A 24,497-nucleotide genomic window follows, 5' to 3' on the forward strand; every position below is an offset into this window, starting at 1 on the left:
TATGGCGGCATTTGAATACAAAGCATTGGATGCCAAAGGCAAAAGTAAAAAAGGCTCAATTGAAGCAGATAATGCTCGTCAGGCTCGCCAAAGAATAAAAGAGCTTGGCTTGATGCCGGTTGAGATGACCGAGGCTAAAGCAAAAACAGCAAAAGATGATCAGCCATCGACCAGCTTTAAACGCGGCATCAGTACGCCTGATCTTGCGCTTATTACTCGTCAAATATCCACGCTCGTTCAATCTGGTATGCCGTTGGAAGAGTGCTTGAAAGCCGTTGCCGAACAGTCTGAAAAACCTCGTATTCGCACCATGCTACTCGCGGTGAGATCTAAGGTGACTGAAGGTTATTCGTTAGCAGACAGCTTGTCTGATTATCCCCATATCTTCGATGAGCTATTCAGAGCCATGGTGGCGGCTGGTGAGAAGTCAGGGCACCTCGATGCGGTATTGGAACGATTGGCTGACTACGCAGAAAACCGTCAGAAGATGCGTTCTAAGTTGCTGCAAGCGATGATCTACCCAGTCGTGCTGGTGGTATTTGCGGTGACGATTGTGTCGTTCCTACTGGCAACGGTAGTGCCTAAGATCGTTGAACCGATTATTCAGATGGGCCAAGAACTTCCTCAATCGACACAATTTTTATTAGCATCGAGTGAATTTATCCAGAATTGGGGCATCCAATTACTGGTGTTGACTATTGGTGTGATTGCGTTGGTTAAGACTGCGCTGAAAAAGCCGGGCGTTCGTCTAAGTTGGGATCGCAAACTATTGAGCATCCCGCTGATCGGCAAGATAGCGAAAGGGATCAACACCTCTCGCTTTGCACGAACACTTTCAATTTGTACCTCTAGTGCGATTCCTATCCTTGAAGGGATGAAGGTCGCGGTAGATGTGATGTCGAATCATCACGTGAAACAACAAGTATTACAGGCATCAGACAGTGTTCGAGAAGGAGCGAGCCTACGTAAAGCGTTGGATCAAACCAAACTTTTTCCACCGATGATGTTGCATATGATCGCCAGTGGTGAGCAGAGTGGCCAATTGGAACAGATGCTGACAAGAGCGGCAGATAACCAGGATCAAAGCTTTGAATCGACGGTTAATATCGCGTTAGGCATTTTTACTCCAGCGCTTATTGCGTTGATGGCTGGTTTAGTGCTGTTTATCGTGATGGCGACGCTGATGCCAATGCTTGAAATGAACAATTTAATGAGTGGTTAACCTGCTGCTCATTAGACGTTAGTTTTTGGATTATCGAGAAGAAGGGCATTATTCCCCTTAACTCGCTATCTGTAATTTGGAGAAAATAATGAAAAATAAAATGAAAAAACAGTCAGGCTTTACCCTATTAGAAGTGATGGTGGTTGTGGTTATCATTGGTCTCTTAGCTAGCTTTGTTGTTCCTAACCTGTTGGGTAACAAAGAGAAGGCAGACCAACAAAAAGCCATCACCGATATCGTGTCGTTAGAGAACGCGTTAGATATGTATAAGTTGGATAACAGCGTTTACCCAACAACGGATCAAGGCCTTGATGCGTTGGTAACAAAGCCAAGCAGCCCAGAGCCTCGTAACTACCGTGACGGTGGCTATATCAAGCGTCTACCAAACGACCCATGGGGCAATGAGTACCAATACCTAAGCCCTGGTGACAACGGTACCATTGATATCTTCACTCTTGGCGCAGATGGTCAAGAAGGCGGTGAAGGTATCGCTGCGGATATCGGTAACTGGAACATGCAAGATTTTCAGTAAGCTTAGGCTTATTGTCGCTTGATGCCGTTATTTGATGGTAGGACGTAAACAGATGGAGTCTACAAGGTGAAAACTAAGCAAACACAGCCAGGTTTCACCTTGATTGAGATTCTTTTGGTGTTGGTATTACTGTCAGTAACCGCAGTCGCGGTGATTTCGACCATCCCTACCAATAGCAAAGATGTTGCTAAAAAATACGCTCAAAGCTTTTATCAGCGAATTCAGCTACTCAATGAAGAGGCTATTTTGAGTGGCTTAGATTTTGGTGTTCGTGTTGATGAAAAGAAATCGACCTACGTTCTGATGACTTTGAAGTCTGATGGTTGGCAAGAAACTGAGTTCGAAAAGATCCCCTCTTTAACTGAATTACCAGAAGACCTCGCACTGACGCTGACACTCGGTGGTGGCGCGTGGGAAGACGAAGATCGTCTTTTTAATCCGGGAAGCTTATTTGATGAAGACATGTTTGCGGATCTGGAAGAGGAAAAGAAGCCCGAGCCACCGCAGGTCTACATCTTGTCGAGTGCTGAAACGACACCGTTCACGCTTTCTTTCTACCCAAATACCGGTGATACCGTGCAAGATGGCTGGCGTATTCGAGTGTTAGACAATGGTGTGATTCGACTGTTAGAGCCGGGAGAAGAAGATGAAGAAGAATAACCGTTCTCCTTATCGTTCTCGCGGTATGCCTCTTGGTTATCGAGGAATGACACTTAGTTCTCGAGGAATGACACTGCTTGAAGTATTAGTTGCGCTGGCTATCTTCGCTACGGCGGCGATCAGTGTGATTCGTGCCGTCACCCAGCACATCAATACACTCAGTTATCTAGAAGAAAAAACCTTCGCGGTGATGGTCGTGGATAATCAAATGGCTTTAGTCATGCTACATCCTGAGAAGCTTAAAAAAGCGCAGGGCACGCAAGAGTTAGCGGGAAGAGAGTGGTTCTGGAAGATTACCCCTATCGATACCAGTGATGATTTATTAAAGGCGTTTGATGTGAGTGCGGCAACCAGTAAGAAAGCGTCTCCAGTCGTTACGGTGCGCAGTTATGTGGTTAATTAAGAGAATGTGGTCAATTGAAAGCGTGCGGTCAACTAAGAGCGTGCGGTTAACTAAGAGCATGTCGCTAAGTAAGAGCATGTCGGCAAATAAGCGTTCGTCACGTAAACAAGGTCTATCTTCCAAAGGGAGAGGCTTCACCTTAATCGAAGTTTTGGTCTCGATCGCTATCTTTGCCACGCTAAGCATGGCGGCTTATCAGGTGGTTAATCAGGTACAGCGAAGCAACGAGATCTCTATTGAGCGCAGTGCTCGCTTGAACCAACTGCAACGCAGTTTAGTCATTTTAGATAATGATTTTCGCCAGATGGCGGTGCGAAAATTTCGTACCAATGGTGAAGAAGCATCATCTAAGCTGATCTTAATGAAAGAGTATTTACTGGATTCCGACAGCGTAGGCGTCATGTTTACTCGTTTGGGCTGGCATAACCCGCAGCAGCAGTTTCCTCGCGGTGAGGTGACGAAAGTTGGCTACCGCATTAAAGAAGAGACACTTGAGCGGGTATGGTGGCGTTACCCAGATACGCCTGCAGGACAGGAAGCCGTCATTACCCCTTTGCTTGATGAGGTTGAAGCCTTGGGATTTGAGTTCTACGATGGAAAGCGCTGGGGTAAAGAGTGGCAAACCGATAAGTCCCTGCCGAAAGCGGTGAGGCTTAAGCTGACACTAAAAGACTATGGTGAGATAGAGCGTGTTTATCTCACTCCAGGTGGCACCCTAGATCAGGCCGATGATTCTTCAAACAGTGACTCTTCAGGCAGTAGTGAGGGGAATAATGACTCATCGAACTAGCAAGCGTGCAGCGAGCATACCTGTTCTAGGGCGCAAGCAGCGTGGTGTCGCACTGATCATTATTTTGATGCTATTGGCAATCATGGCCACCATTGCAGGCAGTATGTCTGAACGTCTGTTTACGCAATTCAAGCGTGTTGGTAACCAACTGAATTACCAACAGGCTTACTGGTATAGCATTGGTGTAGAAGCGTTGGTGCAAGACGGTATTAGGCAAAGTTACAAAGACAGTGATACCGTGAACCTAAGCCAACCATGGGCGTTAGAAGAGCAGGTATACCCACTGGATTATGGCCAAGTTAAGGGCCGCATTGTTGATGCTCAGGCGTGCTTTAACCTTAATGCCTTGGCTGGCGTAACAACGACTTCAAGTAATCAGACACCTTATTTAATCACGGTTTGGCAGACCTTATTGGAAAACCAAGACGTTGAGCCTTATCAGGCTGAGGTTATCGCAAATTCCAGCTGGGAGTTTGTTGATGGTGATACCCGAACTACCTCTTCGTCTGGTGTAGAAGACAGCACCTATGAAGCGATGAAGCCCTCTTATTTGGCGGCGAATGGCTTGATGGCCGATGAATCCGAGTTACGAGCGGTTTATCAGGTCACTGGTGAAGTGATGAATAAGGTTCGCCCATTTGTTTGCGCTCTGCCAACCGATGATTTCCGTTTGAATGTGAATACTCTCACGGAAAAGCAAGCGCCTTTATTGGAAGCGATGTTTGCCCCCGGCTTAAGTGAATCGGATGCCAAACAGCTGATAGACAAACGCCCATTTGATGGTTGGGATACGGTAGATGCTTTTATGCAAGAGCCTGCCATTGTTGGTATAAGTGCCGAAGTCAGCAAGAAAGCGAAAGCATATTTAACTGTAGATAGCGCCTATTTTGAGCTAGATGCAGAGGTATTAGTTGAGCAGTCACGTGTACGTATACGGACGCTTTTCTATAGTAGTAATCGAGAAACCGTGACGGTAGTACGCCGTCGTTTTGGAGGAATCAGTGAGCGAGTTTCTGACCGTTCGACTGAGTAGCGAACCACAAAGCCCTGTGCCGTGGTTAGTTTGGTCGACAAGCCAACAAGAAGTGATAGCAAGTGGCGAACTGTCTAGCTGGGAACAGCTTGACGAGTTAACGCCTTACGCTGAAAAGCGCAGCTGTATCGCTTTATTGCCGGGAAATGAATGCTTAATTAAGCGTGTTGAGATCCCGAAAGGTGCTGCTCGCCAGTTCGACTCTATGCTGCCGTTTTTGTTAGAAGACGAAGTGGCACAAGATATCGAAGACTTACATCTGACCATTTTAGATAAAGATGCCACTCACGCTACCGTGTGTGGTGTGGATCGTGAATGGTTAAAACAGGCTTTAGAGCAGTTTCGTGAAGCCAATATAATCTTCCGTAAGGTACTACCAGATACACTAGCCGTGCCTTTTGAAGAACAAGGCATCAGTGCGTTGCAGATAGATCAGCATTGGTTATTGCGCCAAGGTAACTCTCAACGTCAAGGTAACTATCAAGCCGTATCAATCAGCGAAGCATGGCTACCGATGTTCTTGCAAAGTGATTGGATTGGCGCCAATGAGGAAGAGCAAGCGACGACTATCTTCAGCTATACCGCGATGCCGAGCGACGACGTTCAACAGCAAAGCGGTCTCGAGTGGCAAGCAAAGCCTGCGGAATTGGTGATGTCTTTATTGAGTCAGCAAGCGATCACAAGCGGCGTAAATTTACTGGCTGGCACCTTTAAAACCAAATCTTCATTCAGTAAATATTGGCGTGTTTGGCAGAAAGTGGCGATTGCTGCTTGTTTGCTGGTGGCCGTGATTGTGACTCAACAAGTGTTGAAGGTTCAGCAGTATGAAGCGCAAGCCGAAGCTTACAGAGCTGAGAGTGAACGTATTTTTAGAGCTGTACTGCCAGGTAAACAACGAATTCCGACAGTAAGCTACCTTAAGCGTCAGATGAATGATGAAGCTAAGAAATACGGTGGCTCAGGCGATGGTGACTCCTTACTCGGTTGGCTAGCACTGTTGCCAGAAACTTTAGGGCAAGTGAAATCGATCGAAGTTGAAAGCATTCGTTATGATGGCAACCGTTCTGAGGTTCGACTTCAGGCTAAAAGCTCTGACTTCCAACACTTTGAGACCGCAAGGGTGAAACTCGAAGAGAAGTTTGTCGTTGAGCAAGGGCCATTGAACCGTGATGGCGATGCCGTATTTGGCAGCTTTACTCTTAAACCCCATCAATAACCTGCGTAAGGAGATCAGTGATGAGAAATATGATTGAACCACTCCAAGCGTGGTGGACTTCAATAAGTCAAAGAGAGCAACGATTAGTTGTTGGTTGCTCAGTTTTATTGGTGTTGGGTGTCGTTTATTGGGGGCTATTGCAGCCACTCAGTCAGCGAGCTGAACTGTCACAAAACCGCATTCAAAGTGAGAAGCAGCTTCTTGCTTGGGTAACCGACAAAGCCAATCAAGTGGTTGAACTACGAGGCAGTGGTGGCATCAGTGCCAGCCAGCCTTTGAACCAATCTGTACCTGCTTCTATGCGCCGTTTTAACATCGAGCTGATACGAGTACAACCACGTGGTGAGATGCTGCAAGTGTGGATTAAGCCTGTGCCCTTTAATAAGTTCGTTGACTGGCTGACATACCTGAAAGAAAAACAGGGTGTTGAGGTTGAGTTTATGGATATTGATCGCTCTGATAGCCCCGGGGTTATTGAGATCAACCGACTACAGTTTAAACGAGGTTAATGTGAAACGCGGTTTATCTTTCAAATATGGCCTGTTATTCAGCGTCATTTTTATCGTTTTTTTCTCGGTAAGCTTGTTGTTGCACTTGCCCGCTGCTTTTGCTCTCAAGCATGCGCCCGTTGTGCGTGGTTTAAGCATTGAAGGCGTTGAGGGCACTGTTTGGCAAGGTCGCGCCAATAATATTGCGTGGCAGCGTGTCAATTACGGCTCAGTGCAGTGGGACTTCCAGTTCTCTAAACTATTCCAAGCCAAAGCAGAACTTGCGGTTCGCTTTGGTCGTAACAGCGATATGAACTTATCCGGTAAAGGTCTTGTCGGATATAGCATGAGCGGTGCTTACGCGGAAAACTTAGTGGCATCCATGCCAGTAAGAAATGTGATGAAATATGCGCCTGCTATTCCAGTACCCGTTTCTATTGCAGGACAAGTTGAACTGACCATCAAACATGCGGTTCATGCTCAGCCTTGGTGCCAATCGGGCGAAGGTACGCTTGCTTGGTCTGGTGCCGCAGTCGACTCGCCAGTGGGTTCGTTAGACCTAGGCCCTGTGATTGCGGACATTACCTGTGAAGACAACACCATTGCAGCTAAAGGCACCCAAAAGAGCGATCAGGTAGACAGCGAGTTCTCAGCGAGTGTAACGCCGAATCAAAGCTACACTTCGGCGGCATGGTTTAAGCCGGGTGCTGAATTCCCACCGGCGATGCAGAGCCAACTTAAGTGGTTAGGCAATCCAGATAGCCAGGGTAAGTACCCGTTTACCTATCAAGGTCGTTTTTAACCCGGTATCTACTTCTGAGCTAGTATCAGCTGGTTATCAAATTACGAGATATAAAAAATGGGCACCTCAATGAGGTGCCCATTTTGTTTGACTGCTTAACTGCTTAACTGCTTAATTGGTTAATTGGTTAATTGGTTAATTGGTTAATTGGTTAATTGGTTAATTGGTTAATTGGTTAACCAAGACCAAAGCCGTCGAGCTTAATCTTTACCCTGTAAGATCTCGGCCCAAGGTAAGTCTGGATCGCCAAGAACAATGAAGTTTGGATTCTCTAGAGTATCCCTTTTATTATAAGAGAGCGGCTCTAATTGAGTACTTAGGGTTCGGCCTCCGGCTTCTTCAACAATGCACTGAGTTGCAGCTGTATCCCACTCTCCGGTTGGTCCAATACGTAGATAACAATCCACAGCACCTTCTGCGACTAAGCATGCCTTAAGCGCTGCTGAGCCGAGAGGAACTAAGTCGTAGTTCCAAGCAGAGCTCATACGGTTAGTAATGCTATTGATGTCTTGGCGACGACTGATCGCCATCGCGATGGATTGGTTTGGCAGTTCATGGCGGTGTGTCTTAATCTTCACACTGTCATTGAGGTCAGGGATCTTCCAAGCGCCTTTGCCACTGTAAGCGTAATAGCTTACACCTGAAACAGGTCCGTACACGACACCCATTACCGGTTTGTTGTGCTCAATTAGGGCGATAATTGTTGCGAAATCACCACTTCTTGCGATGAACTCCTGTGTGCCGTCTAATGGATCAACCAACCAATAACGATCCCATTGAGAGCGTTGCTCTAGGCTGATGTCGGCATCTTCTTCGGATAATACGGGAATATCAGGCGTGAGCTCACTGAGTTTTTTTAATATCAGCTTATGCGCAGCAAGGTCGGCACTGGTTAACGGAGTGTCATCACTCTTGGTAAACTCTTCGTAATCCTTTTTCTCATAGATCTCTAAGATGAGCTGTCCAGCCGAACGAGCAATCTCAATGACTGGAGGGAGGAGGTGAGACAAGTCTTTTGTTATTGGCATAAATATTCTCTTACTCTTCGAGCGAGCCTAAATGTTCTAATTATTGTTTAATACACGAAGGGCTAATAGTAGGGCTGTAATACTGCGAGCCTCACAGAAGTCGAGATGCGTTAATAGTTCTTCGGCTTGAGCAAGTGGCCAGCGCACAATGTCGAGTGGCTCTGGTTCGTCACCTTCTAGTTTCTCTGAGTAGAGTTCTTCTGCGATAAACAGCGTCATTTTGCTAGAGAAGTAAGAGGGTGCAAGGATCACTTCTTTTAGGGGAGTAAGCTTGTTGGCACCAAAGCCAATCTCTTCTTTTAGTTCACGCACGGCGGCTTGATTGGGCTGCTCACCTGGATCAATTAGCCCTTTCGGGAAGCCGAGTTCATAACGCTCTGTGCCTGCTGCGTATTCACGCACTAACAGAATATCGCCTTGTTCAGTAATCGGAACCATCATTACTGCGTTGCGGCCGCTGGGCTTCATACGTTCGTAAGTGCGCTCTTCACCGTTTGAAAAGCGTAAATCGAGAGACTCGATAGAAAATAGTTTTGATTGAGCGACAGTTTGTTGAGCCAAAATTTCTGGCTTGGTCCTTTTTGTCATTGCGCTCGCTCCTTAGCTCATTGGAATTCTTTCTTATAAAGTCATTCTAATATAGGGGAAATAGAGTTGAGTTCCTAGATCCTAGTTTTCATATCCTGAAATTATTGAATCAGGAACCGATTGCGATCACTTGAATACCTTACTCCAAATGGTAACCCGCCCGTCATTATTGGCATTGAACGAGAAATAGACGGTTCGGAAATGCTCTGCTGTTTTAAACACAAAAAAGGTTGATGCTTGAGCATCAACCTTTTCATTGAATCTTTAACTTTCCGCTGCCTAAGACTGAATGAGTGCTCAGTCTTAGGAGCACTTAGTTGTAAAGTGCTTAGTCGCAAGGTGATTAGTAGTAAGAATGCTCACCGCGATCGTGCTCAGTTGCATCACGAACGGCAGTCAATTCACCTTCGAATTGTTGAAGAAGTTCTTTCTCGATGCCTTCTTTAAGCGTTACATCAACCATAGAACAACCGTTACAACCGCCGCCGAATGCAACGATAGCCGCACCTTCTTCGGTGATCTCTACTAGGCTAACGTGACCGCCGTGGCCAGCGAGCTGTGGGTTCACTTGTGTTTGGATTGCATACTCAACACGCTCTATCAACGTTGCGTCGTCTGATACTTTACGCATCTTCGCGTTTGGTGCTTTAAGTGTAAGTTGAGAGCCCATTTTGTCTGTAACGAAATCAATTTCAGCTTCATCAAGGAATGGTAGGCTTAACTCATCGACATACGCAGAGAAAGCTTCAAAAGAAAGCTTTGTGTCAGACGCTTCGATAGCATCTGTAGGGCAGTAAGAAACACCACACTCAGCGTTTTGCGTACCTGGGTTTACCACGAACACACGAATGTTTGTACCTTCAGGCTGCTGTGACAGCAGATTGGCAAAATGAGTTTGAGCGGTTTCTGTAATAGTAATATTTGACACGACGAATACCCGAGTAGATTTGTAGGTTATTAGCGCCATTCTACTCCTGTCAGATTTGTAATTCAGCCCTTTTTTGTTGGATTGCTGTACAAGTAGCGATTCTCACTATTTATCCAGAGGGCTCAGGAGTGCGGCAGATACAGTAAATATCGATCCTTTTCACACCTACTTCAAGTAGTAATTGGCATAATTGATACACTGTACTACCTGTGGTTACAACATCATCAATTACCGCAATGTGAGGATAATCAGTCGCTTCAAAGTCGCGATGAAGAAACGTGAAAGCACCATTCAGGTTATTCAACCTTATAGACTTGATTAACCCTTGTTGAGAAAGTGTGGCGCGATTTCGCCGAAACAATACCTCACTTTTCACCCCTAATTCTTGAGCGGTGTAGTTTGCCAATAACTGGCTTTGGTTAAAGCTGCGTTGAATGTATCGAGTCCAATGTAAAGGGACACTGGTAATCAGCGGGGCTGGATGGTCAATGCGTGAGGCTAGTAACTTCGACAGATCGCGAGAAAACCAAAACTTATCGGAATATTTCATCTGCTGAATATAGCGCGCGGTTGGGAAGGTGTAATCGCCCACACAATAGAGACGATGCCACGGTGGAGGTTTAGATAAGCACTGACCACATTGCTCGACGGTAGTGAGGGTTTTTAAGCCACACTGCCGGCAACGCGGCACTGGATCGAAGAGATTAAGGCAATCATTACACCATCGCGGATGATCATCATCAGAGGATTTATCCAATTTACATAGGTGACATTGAGGTGTGACCAGCCGTGGTGTGTGTTTTTGTAGCCAATCAGATAACATAGCTCGCAGTGCTTTTGGGTTATGGTGTTCTTGTTACTCACCATACTGAAACGTACCCTTGATGGTGGATGAAATAAGTAGGGAATAATGAGAATGAGTGACGCGTTATATTGGCATGTTTCAGGACAAGGACCCGATTTGGTACTGGTCCACGGCTGGGGAATGAACGGTGCGGTATGGCAACAAACCGTGAATGCGCTAGAAGCTGATTTTCGAGTACATGTGGTGGATTTACCGGGGTATGGGCACAGCGCACATTGCCACGCTCAAGATCTGGAAGAGATTGCTCAGCAACTCTTGGTCGACGCGCCCAAGCAAGCGATTTGGGTGGGTTGGTCTCTTGGTGGCTTGGTCGCGACACATATGGCTCTGCATTATTCCGATTACGTCAGTAAACTGGTGACTGTCGCCAGCTCCCCTAAATTCGCAGCGACAAAAGAACCCGTATTATGGCGAGGCATTCAGCCAAACGTATTAAGCGCATTCACCGAGCAATTGGTTGAAGACTTTCAAACCACCATCGAACGCTTTATGGCACTGCAAGCCATGGGTAGCCCTTCTGCAAGACAAGATGTCAAACAACTCAAGCAAGCGGTGTTGTCCCGCCCATTACCAAATCCTGACTCATTATTGGCTGGCTTAAAGATGCTGTCTGATGTCGACCTCCGTGAACAACTACCGCAGATCTCTGTGCCGATGCTGCGCTTGTATGGCCGATTGGATGGTTTAGTGCCAATAAAAGTCGCCAAAGATTTGGGTGCTGCACTGCCTCATACCGAGCAATACATCTTTACTCAGTCTTCGCATGCGCCATTTATGACAGAAGCAAATGCCTTCTGCAGTGAACTGATTAGTTTCGCGCGCAAATAATCGCTAAATTTATTGCTGGCTTGGTCGATATATAACCTAATACCAATCACAGTAAGTCAGTGTTCAAAGATAGCGTAGGAAAAAGGCTTGAGAATAAGGCCGCTTTTTTTTGACAAGTAGTTTTGACAAGTAGTTTTGATAAGTCGTTATTCTACAATCAAAAATTCTAACGCCGTTATCGAGCATTTTAATAAGCTAGGATGAGCCGTTATTTACTACGATTGGTATAACCAAGGCGTTGCATGATACTCAGACCTAACTCTCTCCTGAGCTGATTGCGGTAAGTTGGGCTATACCTTTTGAGCTGACTCACAGTGCAACAGCGTTATAGCAATAACGATGGGCGATTCTTGAGGAGTTCGCGATGATTGTGTCACCTGCAACTGCAGTAAGTGTGCCACTGATCGCCCCATCCGTTAATGTGCAAACAGAGCAAGTTGCGCGTGATAATAGAGTTCGAGAGCCTGTCGCTCCTGCAGTAGCATTGGCGAAAACCAATGCAGAACGAAAGGTAAAACCGGACGATAAACGAAGGCAGCAGTCGGCTTGGGATCCTTCAGACCATCCTGGTTATGAAATGGATAATGAGTCAGAAGCCAATTCGATTAGCCAAGAAGAACCACAAGATCCTTTTGATAGGTTGTTCAGCTTATTGGCACTGAGAACATACAGTGCTGATCAAGGAAAGGGCTATACCATGCGTTTCCGCCTGCCAAAGCATGTTTTAGATGCGGCGATTCAAGAGGGACAGATGGAGAAACGACGTAAGGTCATAAAATATCATTATGGTCATGCTGTTGCGCCTCATGCTCCATCAGGAATGCTGGTCGTGTTATAAATCGAACACTTATGACCCAACCAAACTTCGATGTCTTTTTTGAACACATAATAAAAACCTGCATACCCTAAGGGATGCAGGTTTTTTGTTTTAGGCGAATCAGTTTTTCAGGTGCGCTAACGGATTATTTTTTCGCTTTAGCAAAGGCAGCGGCAAAAGCACCACCCATCGCCGCGTTTTGTTGCGGCTCCTCACGGCGGCGTTGTCCACCTTGTGAGTTTTGATTCGGTCGGCTTTGCGTACGAGGCGTACTTGAACGTTGCGCTCGGTTATCTTGGCCTGGCTCATCTTTCATACGCATGCTGAGTGCAATACGTTTACGTTGAACATCCACTTCCATCACCTTCACTTTTACGATGTCACCGGCTTTCACCACTTCACGTGGGTCAGCGACAAAGCGATCGGTTAGCGCTGAAATGTGTACCAAGCCGTCTTGGTGAACACCAATATCAACGAAGGCACCAAAGTTAGCTACGTTGGAAACCACACCTTCTAAGATCATGCCGGGTTCTAAGTCAGACATGCTATTGACGCCATCGGCGAAGGTTGCTGTCTTAAATTCAGGACGAGGATCTCGACCCGGTTTATCCAGCTCTTTGATGATGTCGGTTACCGTAGGTACACCGAAGTTCTCATTGGTGTAATCAATTGCATGCAAGCCACGCAGGAAGTCTGTGTTCCCCACCAGAGATTTGATGTCTTTGTGGTTTTTCTCAGCGATGCTTTTCACCACAGGGTAAGCTTCTGGGTGAACCGATGATGCATCTAACGGGTTCTTACCATCCATAATTCGTAGGAAACCCGCACACTGTTCAAACGCTTTTGGCCCTAAACGAGCGACTTTTTTGAGTGTTGTACGCGCTTCGAAGCGACCGTTTTCATCACGGAAGTCCACGATGTTCTGAGCGATGGTACTAGAAAGACCAGCTACGCGGGTTAGAAGCGCAGCTGAAGCGGTATTTACATCAACACCAACCGCGTTTACACAGTCTTCGACAATCGCGTCTAGGCGCTTAGCGAGCATAGTTTGGCTCACGTCGTGTTGGTATTGGCCCACACCGATCGATTTAGGGTCAATCTTCACAAGCTCCGCCAGTGGATCTTGCAGACGACGAGCAATAGACACAGCACCACGAATCGATACATCCATGTTCGGGAATTCTTTCGCCGCTAACTCAGACGCGGAATAAACTGATGCGCCCGCTTCGCTGACAATAATCTTTTGTGCTGTTAGGTTGCCGCGTTTAATCACATCAGCCACAAAGCTGTCGGTTTCGCGTGAAGCCGTACCGTTACCAATCGCAATCAAATCAACATTGTATTGGCGAACCATCTGCTCAACCACGTGTGCAGATTTGTCGTATTGCTTCTGTGGTGGGTGAGGGTAAATGGTCTCTGTTGCCAGAACCTTACCGGTTGAATCTACAACGGCGATTTTTGAACCGGTACGTAAACCCGGATCCAAGCCCAAAGTTGCTCGAGGACCAGCAGGCGCCGCCATCAACAAGTCTTTAAGGTTGGTTGCGAACACTTCAATCGCTTCGATTTCACCGCGTTCTTTCATCGCGCCCATCAACTCGGTTTCCATGTGCATAGAAACCTTAATACGCCATGCCCAGCTGATGACTTGTTTACGCCATGCATCTGCAGGAGCGCTGCTTAGGTTAATACCGTAGTGATCCGAGATGATGTTCTCGCAGTAAGAACCACGTGCACTCTCTTCTTGCTCAGGGTCAGCATTCATAGCCAGCGTTAGGAAGCCCTCATTTCGGCCTCGCAACATCGCAAGCGCACGGTGTGAAGGTACTTTATTGAGTGTTTCGTTGTGTTCGAAGTAATCTTTGAATTTCTCGCCTGCTTGTTCTTTGCCCGTCACGACACGTGAAACGAGTTCTGAGTTACGCGTGAGATGTTGGCGAATCTTTTTAAGTAGGTTGGCGTCTTCTGCAATACGCTCCATCACGATCGCACGTGCACCATCCAGTGCCGCTTTGGTATCAGCAACGCCTTTATCGCTACTAATGAAGTGAGCGGCTTCGGTTTCAGGATCGTGTTGTGGTTCATTCCAAAGTGTATCGGCAAGTGGCTCTAATCCTGCTTCGATTGCGATCTGACCTTTGGTACGACGCTTTGGTTTGTATGGCAGGTATAAATCTTCCAGGCGCGTCTTGCTGTCGGCTTGAGTGATATCACGCTCCAGTTCTGGCGTGAGCTTGCCTTGGTCTTGAATCGACTTAAGAATCGTTTGGCGGCGATCGTCAAGTTCGCGAAGGTATGAAAGGCGACTATCAAGGTTACGTAGTTGGGTATCGTCTAAGCCACCCGTGACTTCTTTACGGTAGCGGGCAATAAAGGGAACGGTGTTACCGTCGTCAATTAGGTTGACTGCGGCGATGACTTGCTCTGAACGAACATTCAGTTCTTCAGCAATTAGTCGACAGATAGCTTGGCTCATCCGATGAATCTCTTATTTAATATCGTGACAGATATATGGGGGTGAGCGTACGATTTTTCTAGCTTTGGCGTCTAATTATCCAGTCAGAAGTCGAAGTTCCGTTTGTGATACCCACCTTGTGCGAGATCTCTTACAAGTAATGTGAGACTAAGTCGCTTTAAACCTGAGAAATCGTTTTAATAATTTTATAACCTGTTGATTTATATTTGTTTGTGTTTTTTTGCGTCTTTCTCACCTGAAATGTTTTTTGGAGCTATCTAGGAAACTCGCCCAAATACCGTAATATTTAACTTGTCGACAGGGAGTTGACAGGAACAGGAAAAATCCTAATGGACTAGGTATCTTCAGGATGAAGATTTGATGACTTAGGATGAGTGGTCAGCAAGGAAGTGATAATCTCTGGACGAGATTCGCCAGTCAGGATGACAGGCTAGAATGGACACCGCTAGGATGGCGATGAACAAAAAGGAAATGGGTTAAAGGATTTAACCACTATCAAGGAAAGATGCAGGGAGCACCTTATCTCGAAGAGATAAACAGTAGCCGGATTGCTGCGATAGAGACTTAACCCCGTCAGGCGAAAGCCTAACGGGGTTTTCTTTTATCTGGCGTTTGTGATTTTAGAGCGTGTGTTTTAGCTTCTGCCGTTGGCAAGCAGGGGGCGGCACGGTTAACTTTCTACGTAGTGAATCGCGTTAATGAACCACTCTTTATCACCTTCCGGTGTGGTTACCGTAAATTCATCATCTACTTCTTTCTTTAGCAGAGCTCTAGCCATTGGTGAGTCGATAGAGATATATCCTTTAGCATCGCCGTAGATCTCTTCAGGTCCTACAATGCGAAACTTCTTAATTTCCCCATCATCATTCTCAATCTCGACCCAAGCACCGAAAAATACCTTACCTTCTTGTTGTGGCGAGTAATCCACGATCGTGACATCAGGTAGGAACTTTCTTAAGAAACGCACTCGGCGATCAATCTGTCGGAGCAAACGTTTATTGAAGGTGTAATCTGCGTTTTCTGAACGATCTCCAAGGCTGGCAGCCCAAGTGACTATTTTGGTGATCTCTGGACGCTTTTCGTGCCATAGGTGGTCATGTTCTGCTTTGAGCTTGTTATAACCTTCTCGGGTGATCAGTTTGGTTTTCATAAATCTGACTTAATGAAATGATGTTCTAAGATAGAATATATAGAAAGGCAACATACGTTAACAATTATTTAGGCGACTTTTTCCCCAATAATGTTACATTTTTAATGTCTTAAACCAATATACAATGACCAAGAATGCTTAACCTTAGGTTTGAGCTTTAATAGGTGGAACCATTACATGCAAGAAAACTACAAAATTTTAGTGGTCGATGACGATGCTCGTTTACGTGCGTTGCTAGAACGCTATCTGTCAGAGCAAGGCTTTCAAGTGCGTAGCGTGGCAAACAGTGAGCAGATGGACCGCCTGTTAACCCGTGAAAATTTTCACTTGATGGTATTGGATTTAATGTTACCGGGCGAAGACGGTCTATCGATCTGTCGCCGGCTAAGAAACGCAAACAACTCGCTGCCTATCCTAATGCTGACGGCAAAGGGTGACGAAGTGGATCGCATTGTGGGTTTGGAAGTCGGTGCTGATGATTACCTGCCTAAACCATTTAACCCACGTGAATTGCTTGCTCGTATCAAAGCGGTAATGCGCCGCCAAGTGATTGAAGCACCGGGCGCGCCAAGCACAGAAGAGTCTGTGGTTGAGTTTGGTGAGTTCAGCCTGAACCTCGGTACGCGTGAAATGTTCCGTGGCGCAGAGCCAATGCCGCTCACTTCGGGTGAATTTGCGGTACTGAAGTCATTAGTAACCAACGCGCGTGAACCAATGTCTCGCGATAAGCTGATGAACATGGCTCGCGGCCGTGAGTATTCAGCAATGGAACGTTCAATCGATGTGCAGGTTTCCCGATTACGTCGCCTAGTGGAAGAAGACCCAAGCAAGCCTCGCTACATTCAAACGGTGTGGGGCTTGGGTTATGTCTTCGTTCCAGATGGTAAAGCCGTGTAATCTAGCTTTATAAGCTCAAAAGCAGCTTGATCGATTCTGTGAATCAGAATTCTTTATTTACGGGTCATCTCATTAATATGTGATGACCCGTTTTGTCTTCAGCACAAAGGTTTAGAGTTATAGTTTCCATTCTACCCCTTAATCACTCCTCACTTTAGGTCTCCTATGCGTATACGTAGCTCCTTTACTCAGTCGATAGTACTTTTCTTAACGCTATTGGTCGCTAGCCAAATTTTTTCTTACTACGCGGTGTTTAATTACGCTTTAATGCCGAGTTTGCAGCAGTTCAATAAGATACTGGCGCATGAGCTGAATTTAGTTCTAGACCAAAGGAACAATATTGAGGTTGAAGCTCCCATGCGCCAGCGCGTACTTGAGCAATTAGGAGTAACGGTACATGCTAAAGATAGCAAAGTAGCGGACGAATATTACCACGCAGTATCGATTGACCTGATGAGTGAAGAGATGACCAAAGAGTTAGGCTCTGAGACTGAAGTGCGCTTGATCCTAGGTAAAGAGAGCTATGTGTTATGGATGGACATTGCAAAACTGCCTAATTCACTGATCCGCATCCCTCTGTCTGAGTTACAAGAAGAAGACTTTATGCCGCTATTTCGCAATAGTCTGATCATGGCAATGCTCATCGTTGCTGGTGGGTGGTTATTTATTCGTTTGCAAAATCGGCCATTGATCGCTTTAGAGAGGGCGGCACAAGAGGTTGGACGTGGCGAAATTCCACCACCATTAACGGTTCGAGGAACAAAGGAAATCCGCTCTGTAACTCGAACCTTCAATCAAATGTCGAAGGGTATTCAAGAGTTGGAAGATGACAGAACGTTGTTGATGGCGGGCATCAGTCATGATTTACGTACACCACTCACTCGTATTCGTTTAGCGACAGAGATGATGTCACCGGAAGACAGTTATTTAGCCGAAGGCATCATCAGTGATACGGAAGAGTGTAACGAGATCATCAGCCAGTTTATGGATTACCTAAAGCCCGTTGATCGTGAGTCATTCGAAGCGGTCGCTGTCGATGACATCGCACGCGAGGTATCGATCTCTGAAGGAGGGTATGAGGTTCAGATTGAAACAGACATTTTGAACACCATGAAACCCGCGCTAGGGAACCCAATTGCGATGAAGCGTGCCGTGAGTAACTTGGTCGTGAATGCCCTTCGTTACGGCAACGGCTGGATCAAGGTATCTACCGGCATGACAGCGGATAACAAGCTTGCTTGGGTAACGGTCGAAGATAATGGTCCAGGTATCCCGCAAGACCAGATCAGTAAGTTGTTTGAACCCTTCACTCGTGGTGATACCGCTCGTGGCAGTGAAGGTACCGGCTTAGGTTTAGCTATTGTTAAACGTATTGTCAGCCAGCACCAAGGTACTGTCGTGGTCAATAATCGCAGTGAAGGTGGTTTAAAAGCGCAGATCAGTTTCCCGGTGAAGTCGTAAGCAGAGTTCAATGGTTTGGCGAATAGGGAATCTCACTTTGGTTTCAGTAAAGCACTAGCAGCATATTTGAGTGCCACTGATGTGAAAAAGGCTTCTTTGAGGGAAGCCTTTTTAGGTATTGGATGACGTTAATTTTACTCACTAAGCCTTGGAGTAAACATCGCGTTCACCCAACCAACGTTTGATGATCGCCTTGGCATTATCTGGGTAGCTATCGTGAATATGACGAGCAATACGCTGGACTTCAGGAATTAAACGTTGGTCACGAACTAAGTCGGCAATCTTGAAATCAGCCAAGCCAGTCTGCTTGGTACCAAGCAATTCACCGGGCCCACGAATCTCTAGATCTCGCTGAGCAATAACAAAGCCATCGTTACTTTCACGCAGCACCCCTAAGCGCTTCTGAGCGGTTTTAGACAGCGGAGAGTGATACAACAACACACAATGGCTTGCGACCGAACCTCGGCCGACACGGCCACGCAGTTGGTGCAGTTGCGCTAGGCCAAGACGTTCTGGGTTCTCGATGATCATTAAGCTCGAATTCGGTACATCCACACCCACTTCGATAACGGTGGTGGCAACCAATAGATGCAGTTTGTTCTCTTTGAACTCTTTCATCACCGCTTGTTTTTCGGCGGGTTTCATACGGCCATGAACTAAACCAATTTTTACGTCAGGTAGTTTGCGTTGCAGCTCTTCTGCGGTATCAGCTGCAGCTTGAGCTTCCAGTACTTCCGATTCATCAATCAGCGTACACACCCAGTAGGCTTGCTTGCCTTCATGGAGACACGCATTTTTCACACGTTCAACAATGTCATCGCGCTTGGTATCAGGAATCGCTACGGTTTGAATGGGTGTTCGTCCCGGCGGCAGTTCATCAATAATCGAAGTTTCGAGGTCGGCATAGGCCGTCATTGCTAACGTTCGTGGGATTGGGGTTGCGGTCATGACCAACTGATGGGGGTAGTAGCCTTGCTTTGCGCCTTTCTCACGCAGTTCTAATCGCTGGTGGACACCAAATCGATGTTGCTCATCAATGATCACTAAACCAAGGTTTTTGAACTCGACATGCTCTTGGAACAGAGCATGAGTACCGACCACCATTTGCGCTTCGCCGCTGGCAATACGTGTTAGTTCAGTTTCACGAGCCTTACCTTTGAGTTTACCTGCTAGCCACCCAACTTGAATGCCCATTGCTTCAAACCAGTTGGCAAAATTAATCGCGTGCTGCTCTGCAAGCAGTTCGGTGGGTGCCATTAAGGCGACTTGCTGACCGTGTTCGAGTGCGCGAACGGCTGCTAGTGCGGCGACCAAGGTTTTACCTGAACCTACATCACCCTGTACCAAACGCATCATAGGGTGCGGCTTTTTCAAGTCAGCTTCGATCTCTTTGGTGACTCGAGCTTGTGCATTGGTTGGCGAGAACGGCAGCTGAGCTAACAGCTTCTCTTTGAGAGTGTTCACCGGAGGAAAAGGCATTGCCTTGTCTTGTTGCCCTTTGCTACGGACTGATAACATCGATAAGTTTTGGGCCAGTAGCTCTTCCATAATCAGACGCAGTTGAGCGGGGTGTTTACCCTCATCAAACAGCTCTAGGTCAATCCCCGGAGGTGGTCTGTGAATGGTATGCAAAGCTTGTGCGAGGGTGATTTGGTGATCGTATAAACCTGATGGTAAAAGCTCATTAACTGCGGCCTTGTCGATTAACTCTAGAGCTTGATCGGTAAGGTTACGTAGCGTGACTTGTCTTAGCCCTTCGGTGGTTGGATACACTGGAGTGAGGTTGGCTTCAACATCTGGCTGTTGCCTAGGAGCAAAGAATTTGTAGTCTGGGTGGACGATCTCAAGCCCCATATTACCGCGCTTGATTTCACCATAGGCATGAACTTGCTTGCCCTCGGCAAAGTTATTCTTCATACCGGCGGTGAAGTTGAAAAAACGCAGGGTAATGGTGCCATTCCCATCACTGATTTTTACCGCCAACATCTTACGTTTACCGAAAATGGTATCGACGTGCATCACTTTGCCTTGCACCGCAGCCCAAAGGCCAGCGTGCAGTTTGACGATTGGATAGATACGCGTTCGATCTTCATAGCGCAAAGGAAGGTGAAACAGTAGGTCTTGTACATTGTTAAGCCCAACCTTTTCCAGTTTCTCTGCGACTTTTGCGCCGACTCCAGATAAAGAGTTGAGAGGGATAGCAGATAAAAGCTGTGACATAACAAGGCTCGTAAACGTAAGAGGTAATCTATTCAAGCATTTTACTGGATTTTTGTACAGGGTAAAGCTTAAGACCTGATGCGAGGGTAAACGAGATGCGAAGAAATTAAGATCAGAAGAGTTGGTCCGAGAGTTGAGCAAACAGGGTTCGAAAAGAATAGGGCAATACAAAAATTAAAGCAGACTCGAAATACGAAGAGTTGAGTGATGAAAAGCTTGTGCTCTTCGCATCTCGAGACTCTTATCTCTCATCTGCTTTATTTATCTGCTTTTGGATCAGTTCTTGCGGCGTCTTACTTTCAGCGCGTGTGGCATCACACGAAGCTTCTTCATAATACTGGCAAGATGAACACGATCTTTGGTGGTCAGCAAGATAGTCACGGTGTACAGGCGTCCATCACGTTCTTCGGTTGAAATACCGTGAATGTTTGAACCTGTTTTAGAGATAACGTTCGTTAACTCAGCCAGTGCACCTTGATGGTTCTGCAGATCGATCTGAAGTTCAGCTGTGAACTCTTGATCGTAATCGTCAGACCATTCTACCGCCATGTATTTGTCCAGTTCTTTTTGGTAACCACGAACGTTTGGACACGTTTCGCGGTGAACCACAAGGCCACGACCTGGAGATACATGAGCAATGATGTGATCGCCTGGGATCGGGTGACAACAATTGGCAAAAGTCAGTAGTAGACCTTCAGCTCCGCGGATAGCGAGTTTCTTCCTAGGCGCATCGCTGTTATTTTTCACTTCAGTCAGTTCGTCAGCATCACCCTGTAGGCGACGAGCAATGACGATACTCATCAGCTCGCCAAGACCAATCGATGCTAGCAAGTCTTCAACGCTTTCTAAGCGTAAATCAGACAATACATGCTCGAGGTTCTCTTGGCCGATATCGGCAATAGAGTGTTCACCAAGTGCGTGATTCAGTAGACGACGACCTAGGATAATTGACTCTTCACGGCGCATTGTCTTCAGAACCTGACGGATCTTAGTACGAGCGCGTGAGGTCACTACGTAGTTGAGCCATGCTGCATTTGGACGTGCGCCCGGAGCACTGATGATCTCAATCGTTTGACCGTTCTTCAGCGATTTGCTGAGTGGGTAAGGGTTCATGTCGACACGAGCACCTACACACATATTGCCGACGTCGGTATGTACCGCGTAAGCAAAATCGACCGCTGTTGCCCCCGCAGGAAGCTCGACGATGCGACCTTTCGGCGTGAACACGAAGATCTCATCTGGGAACAGATCAGATTTAACGTTTTCAATGAATTCGAATGAGTTACCTGCGCTTTGTTGAAGCTCAAGTAAGCTCTGCATCCAACGCTGTGCTTTAACCTGTGCGGTTGTCCCATTGCTACTGCGTGAGCCACTGCCTTTGTAAGACCAGTGTGCCGCGACGCCTTTATCGGCCATTTGCTCCATATCTTCGGTACGGATCTGAACCTCTACAGGTACCCCGTGAGGGCCGATCATTGACGTATGAAGAGATTGGTAGCCGTTGGCTTTTGGTACCGCAATGTAATCTTTCATGCGGCCTGGACGTGGCTTGTACAAGCTGTGAGCTTGGCCAAGTGCGCGATAACAAGAGTCTGGGGTATCAACCACTACGCGGAAAGCATAGATATCCATAATGGTGTGAAAGCGCTGCTCTTTGGTTTTCATCTTGTTATAGATTGAGAACAAGTTCTTTTCACGACCTACGACGCGAGCAGACAAACCGACTTCTTCAAGACGGCCTTCAATTTCGCTATGGATACGTTGGATCATCTCCTTACGGTTACCACGCGCAGCTTTCACTACATTTCTGAGTACGCGATAACGGTTAGGGTAGAGGGCTTCGAAGCCTAACTCTTCTAGTTCGGTCTTGATGTTATGAATACCAAGGCGATGAGCGAGCGGAGAATAGATCTCTAAAGTTTCACGAGCAATACGACGCTTTTTGTCAGGACGAAGTGCCCCAAGCGTACGCATGTTGTGAGTACGGTCAGCTAATTTGATCAAGATAACGCGGATGTCTTGCACCATGGCGAGAACCATCTTACGGAAGTTCTCTGCTTGCGCTTCTTTGCGATCACGAAATTTAAGCTTATCCAGCTTAGATACACCATCAACCAGCTCAGCAACGGTATTGCCGAATTGAGCTTCTAGCTCCTCTTTTGTAACTTCAGTATCTTCAATTACATCGTGGAGTAGGGCTGCTTGCAGAGTTTCGATATCCAGACGCATTTCTGCCAGGATTCTTGAAACCGCTACAGGGTGGATAATGTATGGTTCACCCGTTGAACGGGTTTGCCCTTCATGGGCGTCTCTCGCTACCACATAAGATTGACGCAGAGCCTCAACTTGAGGCTCTGTTAGGTATTCTTGGGCAACGTCTTTGAGGCTATCGAATAGATACAAATTAAAGGCCCGGAAGGTTAATTAGTTCGAATAATGCTATTAACGAGTGTGAGCGATGCTGCTTACTGCTGCAAGTTCAGCCGCTTCTTGTTCTTGTTGCTCTTGACGCTCACGAGCATCTAGTACGTCTTTAGTGATAAGACCTTCTTCGATTTCGCGAAGAGCGATAACCGTTGGCTTATCGTTTTCTTCAGGCACTAGTGAATCTTTACCGCCAGTTTGCATTTGACGTGCGCGGCGAGCCGCAATAAGAACTAGGTCGAAACGGTTGCCAACTTTTTCAACAGCGTCTTGAACAGTTACGCGTGCCATGAGGACTCCAAATAGTAATTAACTAATAAATTTTAGATGACGAGAAAGTATACAAGTTTAACGAGAGACTTTCTAGTTCACCGTATACTTATCTCAATGGAAAATCTAGGGGATCTAGATTATTCCGCTAATAAAGCAGTAAGCATGCCGCTGTATTTAGCGGCTTGCTTATCTTCTTTTAAGCGCTCCGCACGAATGATTGCTCTGAAGTCCATCAAGGCTGCATCAAAGTCATCATTCACGATCACATAATCGTATTCTGCATAGTGAGAAATCTCAGATTTTGCTTCGCTCATGCGTTTCGCAATAACTTCGTCGCTATCTTGACCGCGAACATTCAAACGACGCTCTAGCTCACCGTTTGATGGTGGAAGAATGAAGACACTCTTCGCTTGAGGCATTTGTTCACGGATCTGACGAGCACCTTGCCAGTCGATATCTAGGAATACATCGATACCGCGGTTTAGGTTGTCTTCAATCCAAACACGTGAAGTACCGTAGTAGTTGCCGAATACTTCAGCATACTCTAGGAACTCACTCTCCTTGATGAGATCTTCAAAGTGATGTTTCTCTACAAAGTGGTAGTGAACACCATTTTCTTCACCAGGGCGCATACCGCGAGTGGTGTGTGAAACAGATACCTTCATTGCGTAGGTTGGATTGGTTTCCAGCATTGCTGAGATCAAGCTCGATTTACCTGCGCCACTAGGTGCAGATACGATGTAAAGAGTACCTATGCCCATCTGTATATTTCCACTGTTGGTTGGATTGAGTGAAGGCGATAAACCGACACTATAAAAGATAGCACTGACTCTAATTTTTGTTCCGATGGTGCATCGACTAATTGTTCCGGTGGCTACATCTATGAAGAGGTAACGAGTGAAACTAATCGAGACAACTGGTGAAAATTAGGCCAGAAAAATGGAGGCGAAGAGTAGCATATTAAGATGATTGAGAACAACTGGATTGATCGTTATTTATTCTTAAATGATCTTTCGTCTGATCTTCATATAAATGCAATGAACTATCATGTTCAGTTTTTTATGTGATCTGAACAAAATTTATTGAAGTTTTAATCTCAATCCTTACAATCCGCGCAAACGATTAAATGCTGTATATGTCTAGGGTCTGTTGACCTTTCGCGATGGAGTTTTGTTCGAGAAAAAATCGTTTTAGGCGCGGCAAGGAGTTTGTAACCTAGCATTCTAAGTAAAGACTCCTTAACAAAGCGTAGAACGATTTTAGCCGAACCCTTCGGGCAGCGTTTGTTGGTGATTTCTACTGTGTTATCGACTTCTTATGTAGGCTAGCTACACGTCAAAGTCTCTGCCTTGTAGAAAACCCCAACAATTCGCTGCAAAAAGCATCTCGAAGGGTC

Annotated in this window: 23 protein-coding genes; 13 read left to right on the plus strand and 10 right to left on the minus strand. The window is 46.3% G+C overall.

Annotation, left to right across the window (positions count from 1 at the left end):
- The first annotated feature begins 1 nt into the window (after nucleotide 1).
- From gspF to ACMAZD_RS00775, 9 genes are all read left to right on the plus strand, one after another.
- The gene (gene gspF, locus ACMAZD_RS00735) at nucleotides 2–1,222 is read left to right on the plus strand and encodes a type II secretion system inner membrane protein GspF (RefSeq protein WP_435248187.1); all 1,221 of its coding nucleotides are present in this window, start codon (nucleotides 2–4) and stop codon (nucleotides 1,220–1,222) included.
- An 88-nt stretch (nucleotides 1,223–1,310) separates the two neighbouring features.
- Nucleotides 1,311–1,754 carry a type II secretion system major pseudopilin GspG gene (gspG, locus tag ACMAZD_RS00740; RefSeq protein WP_435248188.1) on the plus strand — a complete coding sequence of 148 codons (444 nt, stop codon included), beginning with the start codon at nucleotides 1,311–1,313 and terminating at the stop codon, nucleotides 1,752–1,754.
- A 66-nt stretch (nucleotides 1,755–1,820) separates the two neighbouring features.
- Entirely contained in the window at nucleotides 1,821–2,414 is a 594-nt protein-coding gene (gene gspH, locus ACMAZD_RS00745) for a type II secretion system minor pseudopilin GspH (protein ID WP_435248189.1), read from the plus strand.
- Nucleotides 2,401–2,817, plus strand: a complete 417-nt coding sequence (gene gspI, locus ACMAZD_RS00750; RefSeq protein ID WP_435248190.1) for a type II secretion system minor pseudopilin GspI — start codon at nucleotides 2,401–2,403, stop codon at nucleotides 2,815–2,817. Before gspH ends, gspI begins: the two co-directional genes overlap by 14 nt.
- Entirely contained in the window at nucleotides 2,804–3,607 is an 804-nt protein-coding gene (gene gspJ, locus ACMAZD_RS00755; protein ID WP_435248191.1) for a type II secretion system minor pseudopilin GspJ, read from the plus strand. The genes gspI and gspJ overlap by 14 nt, the downstream gene beginning before the upstream one ends.
- A complete protein-coding gene (gspK, locus tag ACMAZD_RS00760; RefSeq protein ID WP_435248192.1) occupies nucleotides 3,591–4,640 on the plus strand; it encodes a type II secretion system minor pseudopilin GspK in 1,050 nt (349 codons plus the stop codon). Before gspJ ends, gspK begins: the two co-directional genes overlap by 17 nt.
- Entirely contained in the window at nucleotides 4,609–5,856 is a 1,248-nt protein-coding gene (gene gspL, locus ACMAZD_RS00765) for a type II secretion system protein GspL (RefSeq protein WP_435248193.1), read from the plus strand. The genes gspK and gspL overlap by 32 nt, the downstream gene beginning before the upstream one ends.
- Before the next feature lie 20 nt (nucleotides 5,857–5,876).
- Nucleotides 5,877–6,365, plus strand: coding sequence for a type II secretion system protein M (locus ACMAZD_RS00770; protein WP_435248194.1), 489 nt, complete (start codon nucleotides 5,877–5,879; stop codon nucleotides 6,363–6,365).
- 1 nt (nucleotide 6,366) lies between these two features.
- Nucleotides 6,367–7,146, plus strand: a complete 780-nt coding sequence (locus ACMAZD_RS00775; RefSeq protein WP_435248195.1) for a type II secretion system protein N — start codon at nucleotides 6,367–6,369, stop codon at nucleotides 7,144–7,146.
- Nucleotides 7,147–7,346: 200 nt separating this feature from the next.
- Here the strand turns inward: ACMAZD_RS00775 and cysQ are convergent, their stop codons facing one another.
- From cysQ to ACMAZD_RS00795, 4 genes are all read right to left on the minus strand, one after another.
- Nucleotides 7,347–8,174 carry a 3'(2'),5'-bisphosphate nucleotidase CysQ gene (gene cysQ / locus ACMAZD_RS00780; RefSeq protein WP_435248196.1) on the minus strand — a complete coding sequence of 276 codons (828 nt, stop codon included), beginning with the start codon at nucleotides 8,172–8,174 and terminating at the stop codon, nucleotides 7,347–7,349.
- Nucleotides 8,175–8,210: 36 nt separating this feature from the next.
- Nucleotides 8,211–8,762, minus strand: coding sequence for an ADP compounds hydrolase NudE (gene nudE, locus ACMAZD_RS00785; protein WP_435248197.1), 552 nt, complete (start codon nucleotides 8,760–8,762; stop codon nucleotides 8,211–8,213).
- 343 nt (nucleotides 8,763–9,105) lie between these two features.
- A complete protein-coding gene (gene nfuA, locus ACMAZD_RS00790) occupies nucleotides 9,106–9,690 on the minus strand; it encodes a Fe-S biogenesis protein NfuA (RefSeq protein ID WP_009848013.1) in 585 nt (194 codons plus the stop codon).
- Between the two features lie 109 nt (nucleotides 9,691–9,799).
- Nucleotides 9,800–10,513: a ComF family protein gene (locus tag ACMAZD_RS00795; protein WP_435248198.1), complete on the minus strand. Its 714-nt coding sequence runs from the start codon at nucleotides 10,511–10,513 to the stop codon at nucleotides 9,800–9,802.
- A 93-nt stretch (nucleotides 10,514–10,606) separates the two neighbouring features.
- Between ACMAZD_RS00795 and bioH the strand changes: the two genes are divergently transcribed.
- Nucleotides 10,607–11,383, plus strand: coding sequence for a pimeloyl-ACP methyl ester esterase BioH (bioH, locus tag ACMAZD_RS00800; protein ID WP_435248199.1), 777 nt, complete (start codon nucleotides 10,607–10,609; stop codon nucleotides 11,381–11,383).
- A 364-nt stretch (nucleotides 11,384–11,747) separates the two neighbouring features.
- Nucleotides 11,748–12,221 carry an ATP-dependent Lon protease gene (locus ACMAZD_RS00805; RefSeq protein WP_435248200.1) on the plus strand — a complete coding sequence of 158 codons (474 nt, stop codon included), beginning with the start codon at nucleotides 11,748–11,750 and terminating at the stop codon, nucleotides 12,219–12,221.
- Nucleotides 12,222–12,345: 124 nt separating this feature from the next.
- Here ACMAZD_RS00805 and ACMAZD_RS00810 read toward each other — a convergent pair whose 3' ends face one another.
- Together ACMAZD_RS00810 and greB are read right to left on the minus strand one after the other, a co-directional pair.
- Nucleotides 12,346–14,676: a Tex family protein gene (locus ACMAZD_RS00810; RefSeq protein ID WP_435248201.1), complete on the minus strand. Its 2,331-nt coding sequence runs from the start codon at nucleotides 14,674–14,676 to the stop codon at nucleotides 12,346–12,348.
- 670 nt (nucleotides 14,677–15,346) lie between these two features.
- A complete protein-coding gene (gene greB / locus ACMAZD_RS00815) occupies nucleotides 15,347–15,826 on the minus strand; it encodes a transcription elongation factor GreB (RefSeq protein WP_065113304.1) in 480 nt (159 codons plus the stop codon).
- Nucleotides 15,827–16,003: 177 nt separating this feature from the next.
- On the opposite strand from greB, the gene ompR reads away from it, so the two are divergent.
- Both ompR and envZ read left to right on the plus strand, forming a co-directional pair.
- Nucleotides 16,004–16,723, plus strand: a complete 720-nt coding sequence (gene ompR / locus ACMAZD_RS00820; protein ID WP_435248202.1) for an osmolarity response regulator transcription factor OmpR — start codon at nucleotides 16,004–16,006, stop codon at nucleotides 16,721–16,723.
- 165 nt (nucleotides 16,724–16,888) lie between these two features.
- The gene (envZ, locus tag ACMAZD_RS00825) at nucleotides 16,889–18,184 is read left to right on the plus strand and encodes a two-component system sensor histidine kinase EnvZ (RefSeq protein WP_435248203.1); all 1,296 of its coding nucleotides are present in this window, start codon (nucleotides 16,889–16,891) and stop codon (nucleotides 18,182–18,184) included.
- A 141-nt stretch (nucleotides 18,185–18,325) separates the two neighbouring features.
- Here envZ and recG read toward each other — a convergent pair whose 3' ends face one another.
- The 4 genes from recG to gmk all read right to left on the minus strand — a co-directional run bounded on the left by recG (nucleotide 18,326) and on the right by gmk (nucleotide 23,862).
- On the minus strand, nucleotides 18,326–20,404 hold the full coding sequence (gene recG, locus ACMAZD_RS00830) for an ATP-dependent DNA helicase RecG (protein WP_435248204.1): 2,079 nt from the start codon (nucleotides 20,402–20,404) through the stop codon (nucleotides 18,326–18,328).
- A gap of 276 nt (nucleotides 20,405–20,680) precedes the next feature.
- Nucleotides 20,681–22,807 carry a bifunctional GTP diphosphokinase/guanosine-3',5'-bis pyrophosphate 3'-pyrophosphohydrolase gene (spoT, locus tag ACMAZD_RS00835; RefSeq protein WP_435248205.1) on the minus strand — a complete coding sequence of 709 codons (2,127 nt, stop codon included), beginning with the start codon at nucleotides 22,805–22,807 and terminating at the stop codon, nucleotides 20,681–20,683.
- 39 nt (nucleotides 22,808–22,846) lie between these two features.
- Nucleotides 22,847–23,119 carry a DNA-directed RNA polymerase subunit omega gene (gene rpoZ, locus ACMAZD_RS00840; RefSeq protein ID WP_009848003.1) on the minus strand — a complete coding sequence of 91 codons (273 nt, stop codon included), beginning with the start codon at nucleotides 23,117–23,119 and terminating at the stop codon, nucleotides 22,847–22,849.
- Nucleotides 23,120–23,238: 119 nt separating this feature from the next.
- Nucleotides 23,239–23,862 carry a guanylate kinase gene (gene gmk / locus ACMAZD_RS00845; RefSeq protein ID WP_435248206.1) on the minus strand — a complete coding sequence of 208 codons (624 nt, stop codon included), beginning with the start codon at nucleotides 23,860–23,862 and terminating at the stop codon, nucleotides 23,239–23,241.
- Nucleotides 23,863–24,497: the final 635 nt, after the last annotated feature.

The organism is Vibrio sp. nBUS_14 (assembly GCF_051201655.1).
Taxonomy (GTDB): Bacteria; Pseudomonadota; Gammaproteobacteria; order Enterobacterales; family Vibrionaceae; genus Vibrio.

Bases quoted from the DNA above. Each gene is read 5' to 3' on its own strand.
- ACMAZD_RS00795 (WP_435248198.1), bottom strand. From the start codon at position 10,513: ATGTTATCTGATTGGCTACAAAAACACACACCACGGCTGGTCACACCT.
- rpoZ (WP_009848003.1), bottom strand. From the start codon at position 23,119: ATGGCACGCGTAACTGTTCAAGACGCTGTTGAAAAAGTTGGCAACCGT.
- nudE (WP_435248197.1), bottom strand. From the start codon at position 8,762: ATGACAAAAAGGACCAAGCCAGAAATTTTGGCTCAACAAACTGTCGCT.
- gspG (WP_435248188.1), top strand. From the start codon at position 1,311: ATGAAAAATAAAATGAAAAAACAGTCAGGCTTTACCCTATTAGAAGTG.
- ACMAZD_RS00805 (WP_435248200.1), top strand. From the start codon at position 11,748: ATGATTGTGTCACCTGCAACTGCAGTAAGTGTGCCACTGATCGCCCCA.
- gspI (WP_435248190.1), top strand. From the start codon at position 2,401: ATGAAGAAGAATAACCGTTCTCCTTATCGTTCTCGCGGTATGCCTCTT.
- gspK (WP_435248192.1), top strand. From the start codon at position 3,591: ATGACTCATCGAACTAGCAAGCGTGCAGCGAGCATACCTGTTCTAGGG.
- gspJ (WP_435248191.1), top strand. From the start codon at position 2,804: ATGTGGTTAATTAAGAGAATGTGGTCAATTGAAAGCGTGCGGTCAACT.
- bioH (WP_435248199.1), top strand. From the start codon at position 10,607: ATGAGTGACGCGTTATATTGGCATGTTTCAGGACAAGGACCCGATTTG.
- greB (WP_065113304.1), bottom strand. From the start codon at position 15,826: ATGAAAACCAAACTGATCACCCGAGAAGGTTATAACAAGCTCAAAGCA.
- ACMAZD_RS00810 (WP_435248201.1), bottom strand. From the start codon at position 14,676: ATGAGCCAAGCTATCTGTCGACTAATTGCTGAAGAACTGAATGTTCGT.
- envZ (WP_435248203.1), top strand. From the start codon at position 16,889: ATGCGTATACGTAGCTCCTTTACTCAGTCGATAGTACTTTTCTTAACG.
- cysQ (WP_435248196.1), bottom strand. From the start codon at position 8,174: ATGCCAATAACAAAAGACTTGTCTCACCTCCTCCCTCCAGTCATTGAG.
- recG (WP_435248204.1), bottom strand. From the start codon at position 20,404: ATGTCACAGCTTTTATCTGCTATCCCTCTCAACTCTTTATCTGGAGTC.
- ompR (WP_435248202.1), top strand. From the start codon at position 16,004: ATGCAAGAAAACTACAAAATTTTAGTGGTCGATGACGATGCTCGTTTA.
- gspF (WP_435248187.1), top strand. From the start codon at position 2: ATGGCGGCATTTGAATACAAAGCATTGGATGCCAAAGGCAAAAGTAAA.
- gmk (WP_435248206.1), bottom strand. From the start codon at position 23,862: ATGGGCATAGGTACTCTTTACATCGTATCTGCACCTAGTGGCGCAGGT.
- ACMAZD_RS00770 (WP_435248194.1), top strand. From the start codon at position 5,877: ATGAGAAATATGATTGAACCACTCCAAGCGTGGTGGACTTCAATAAGT.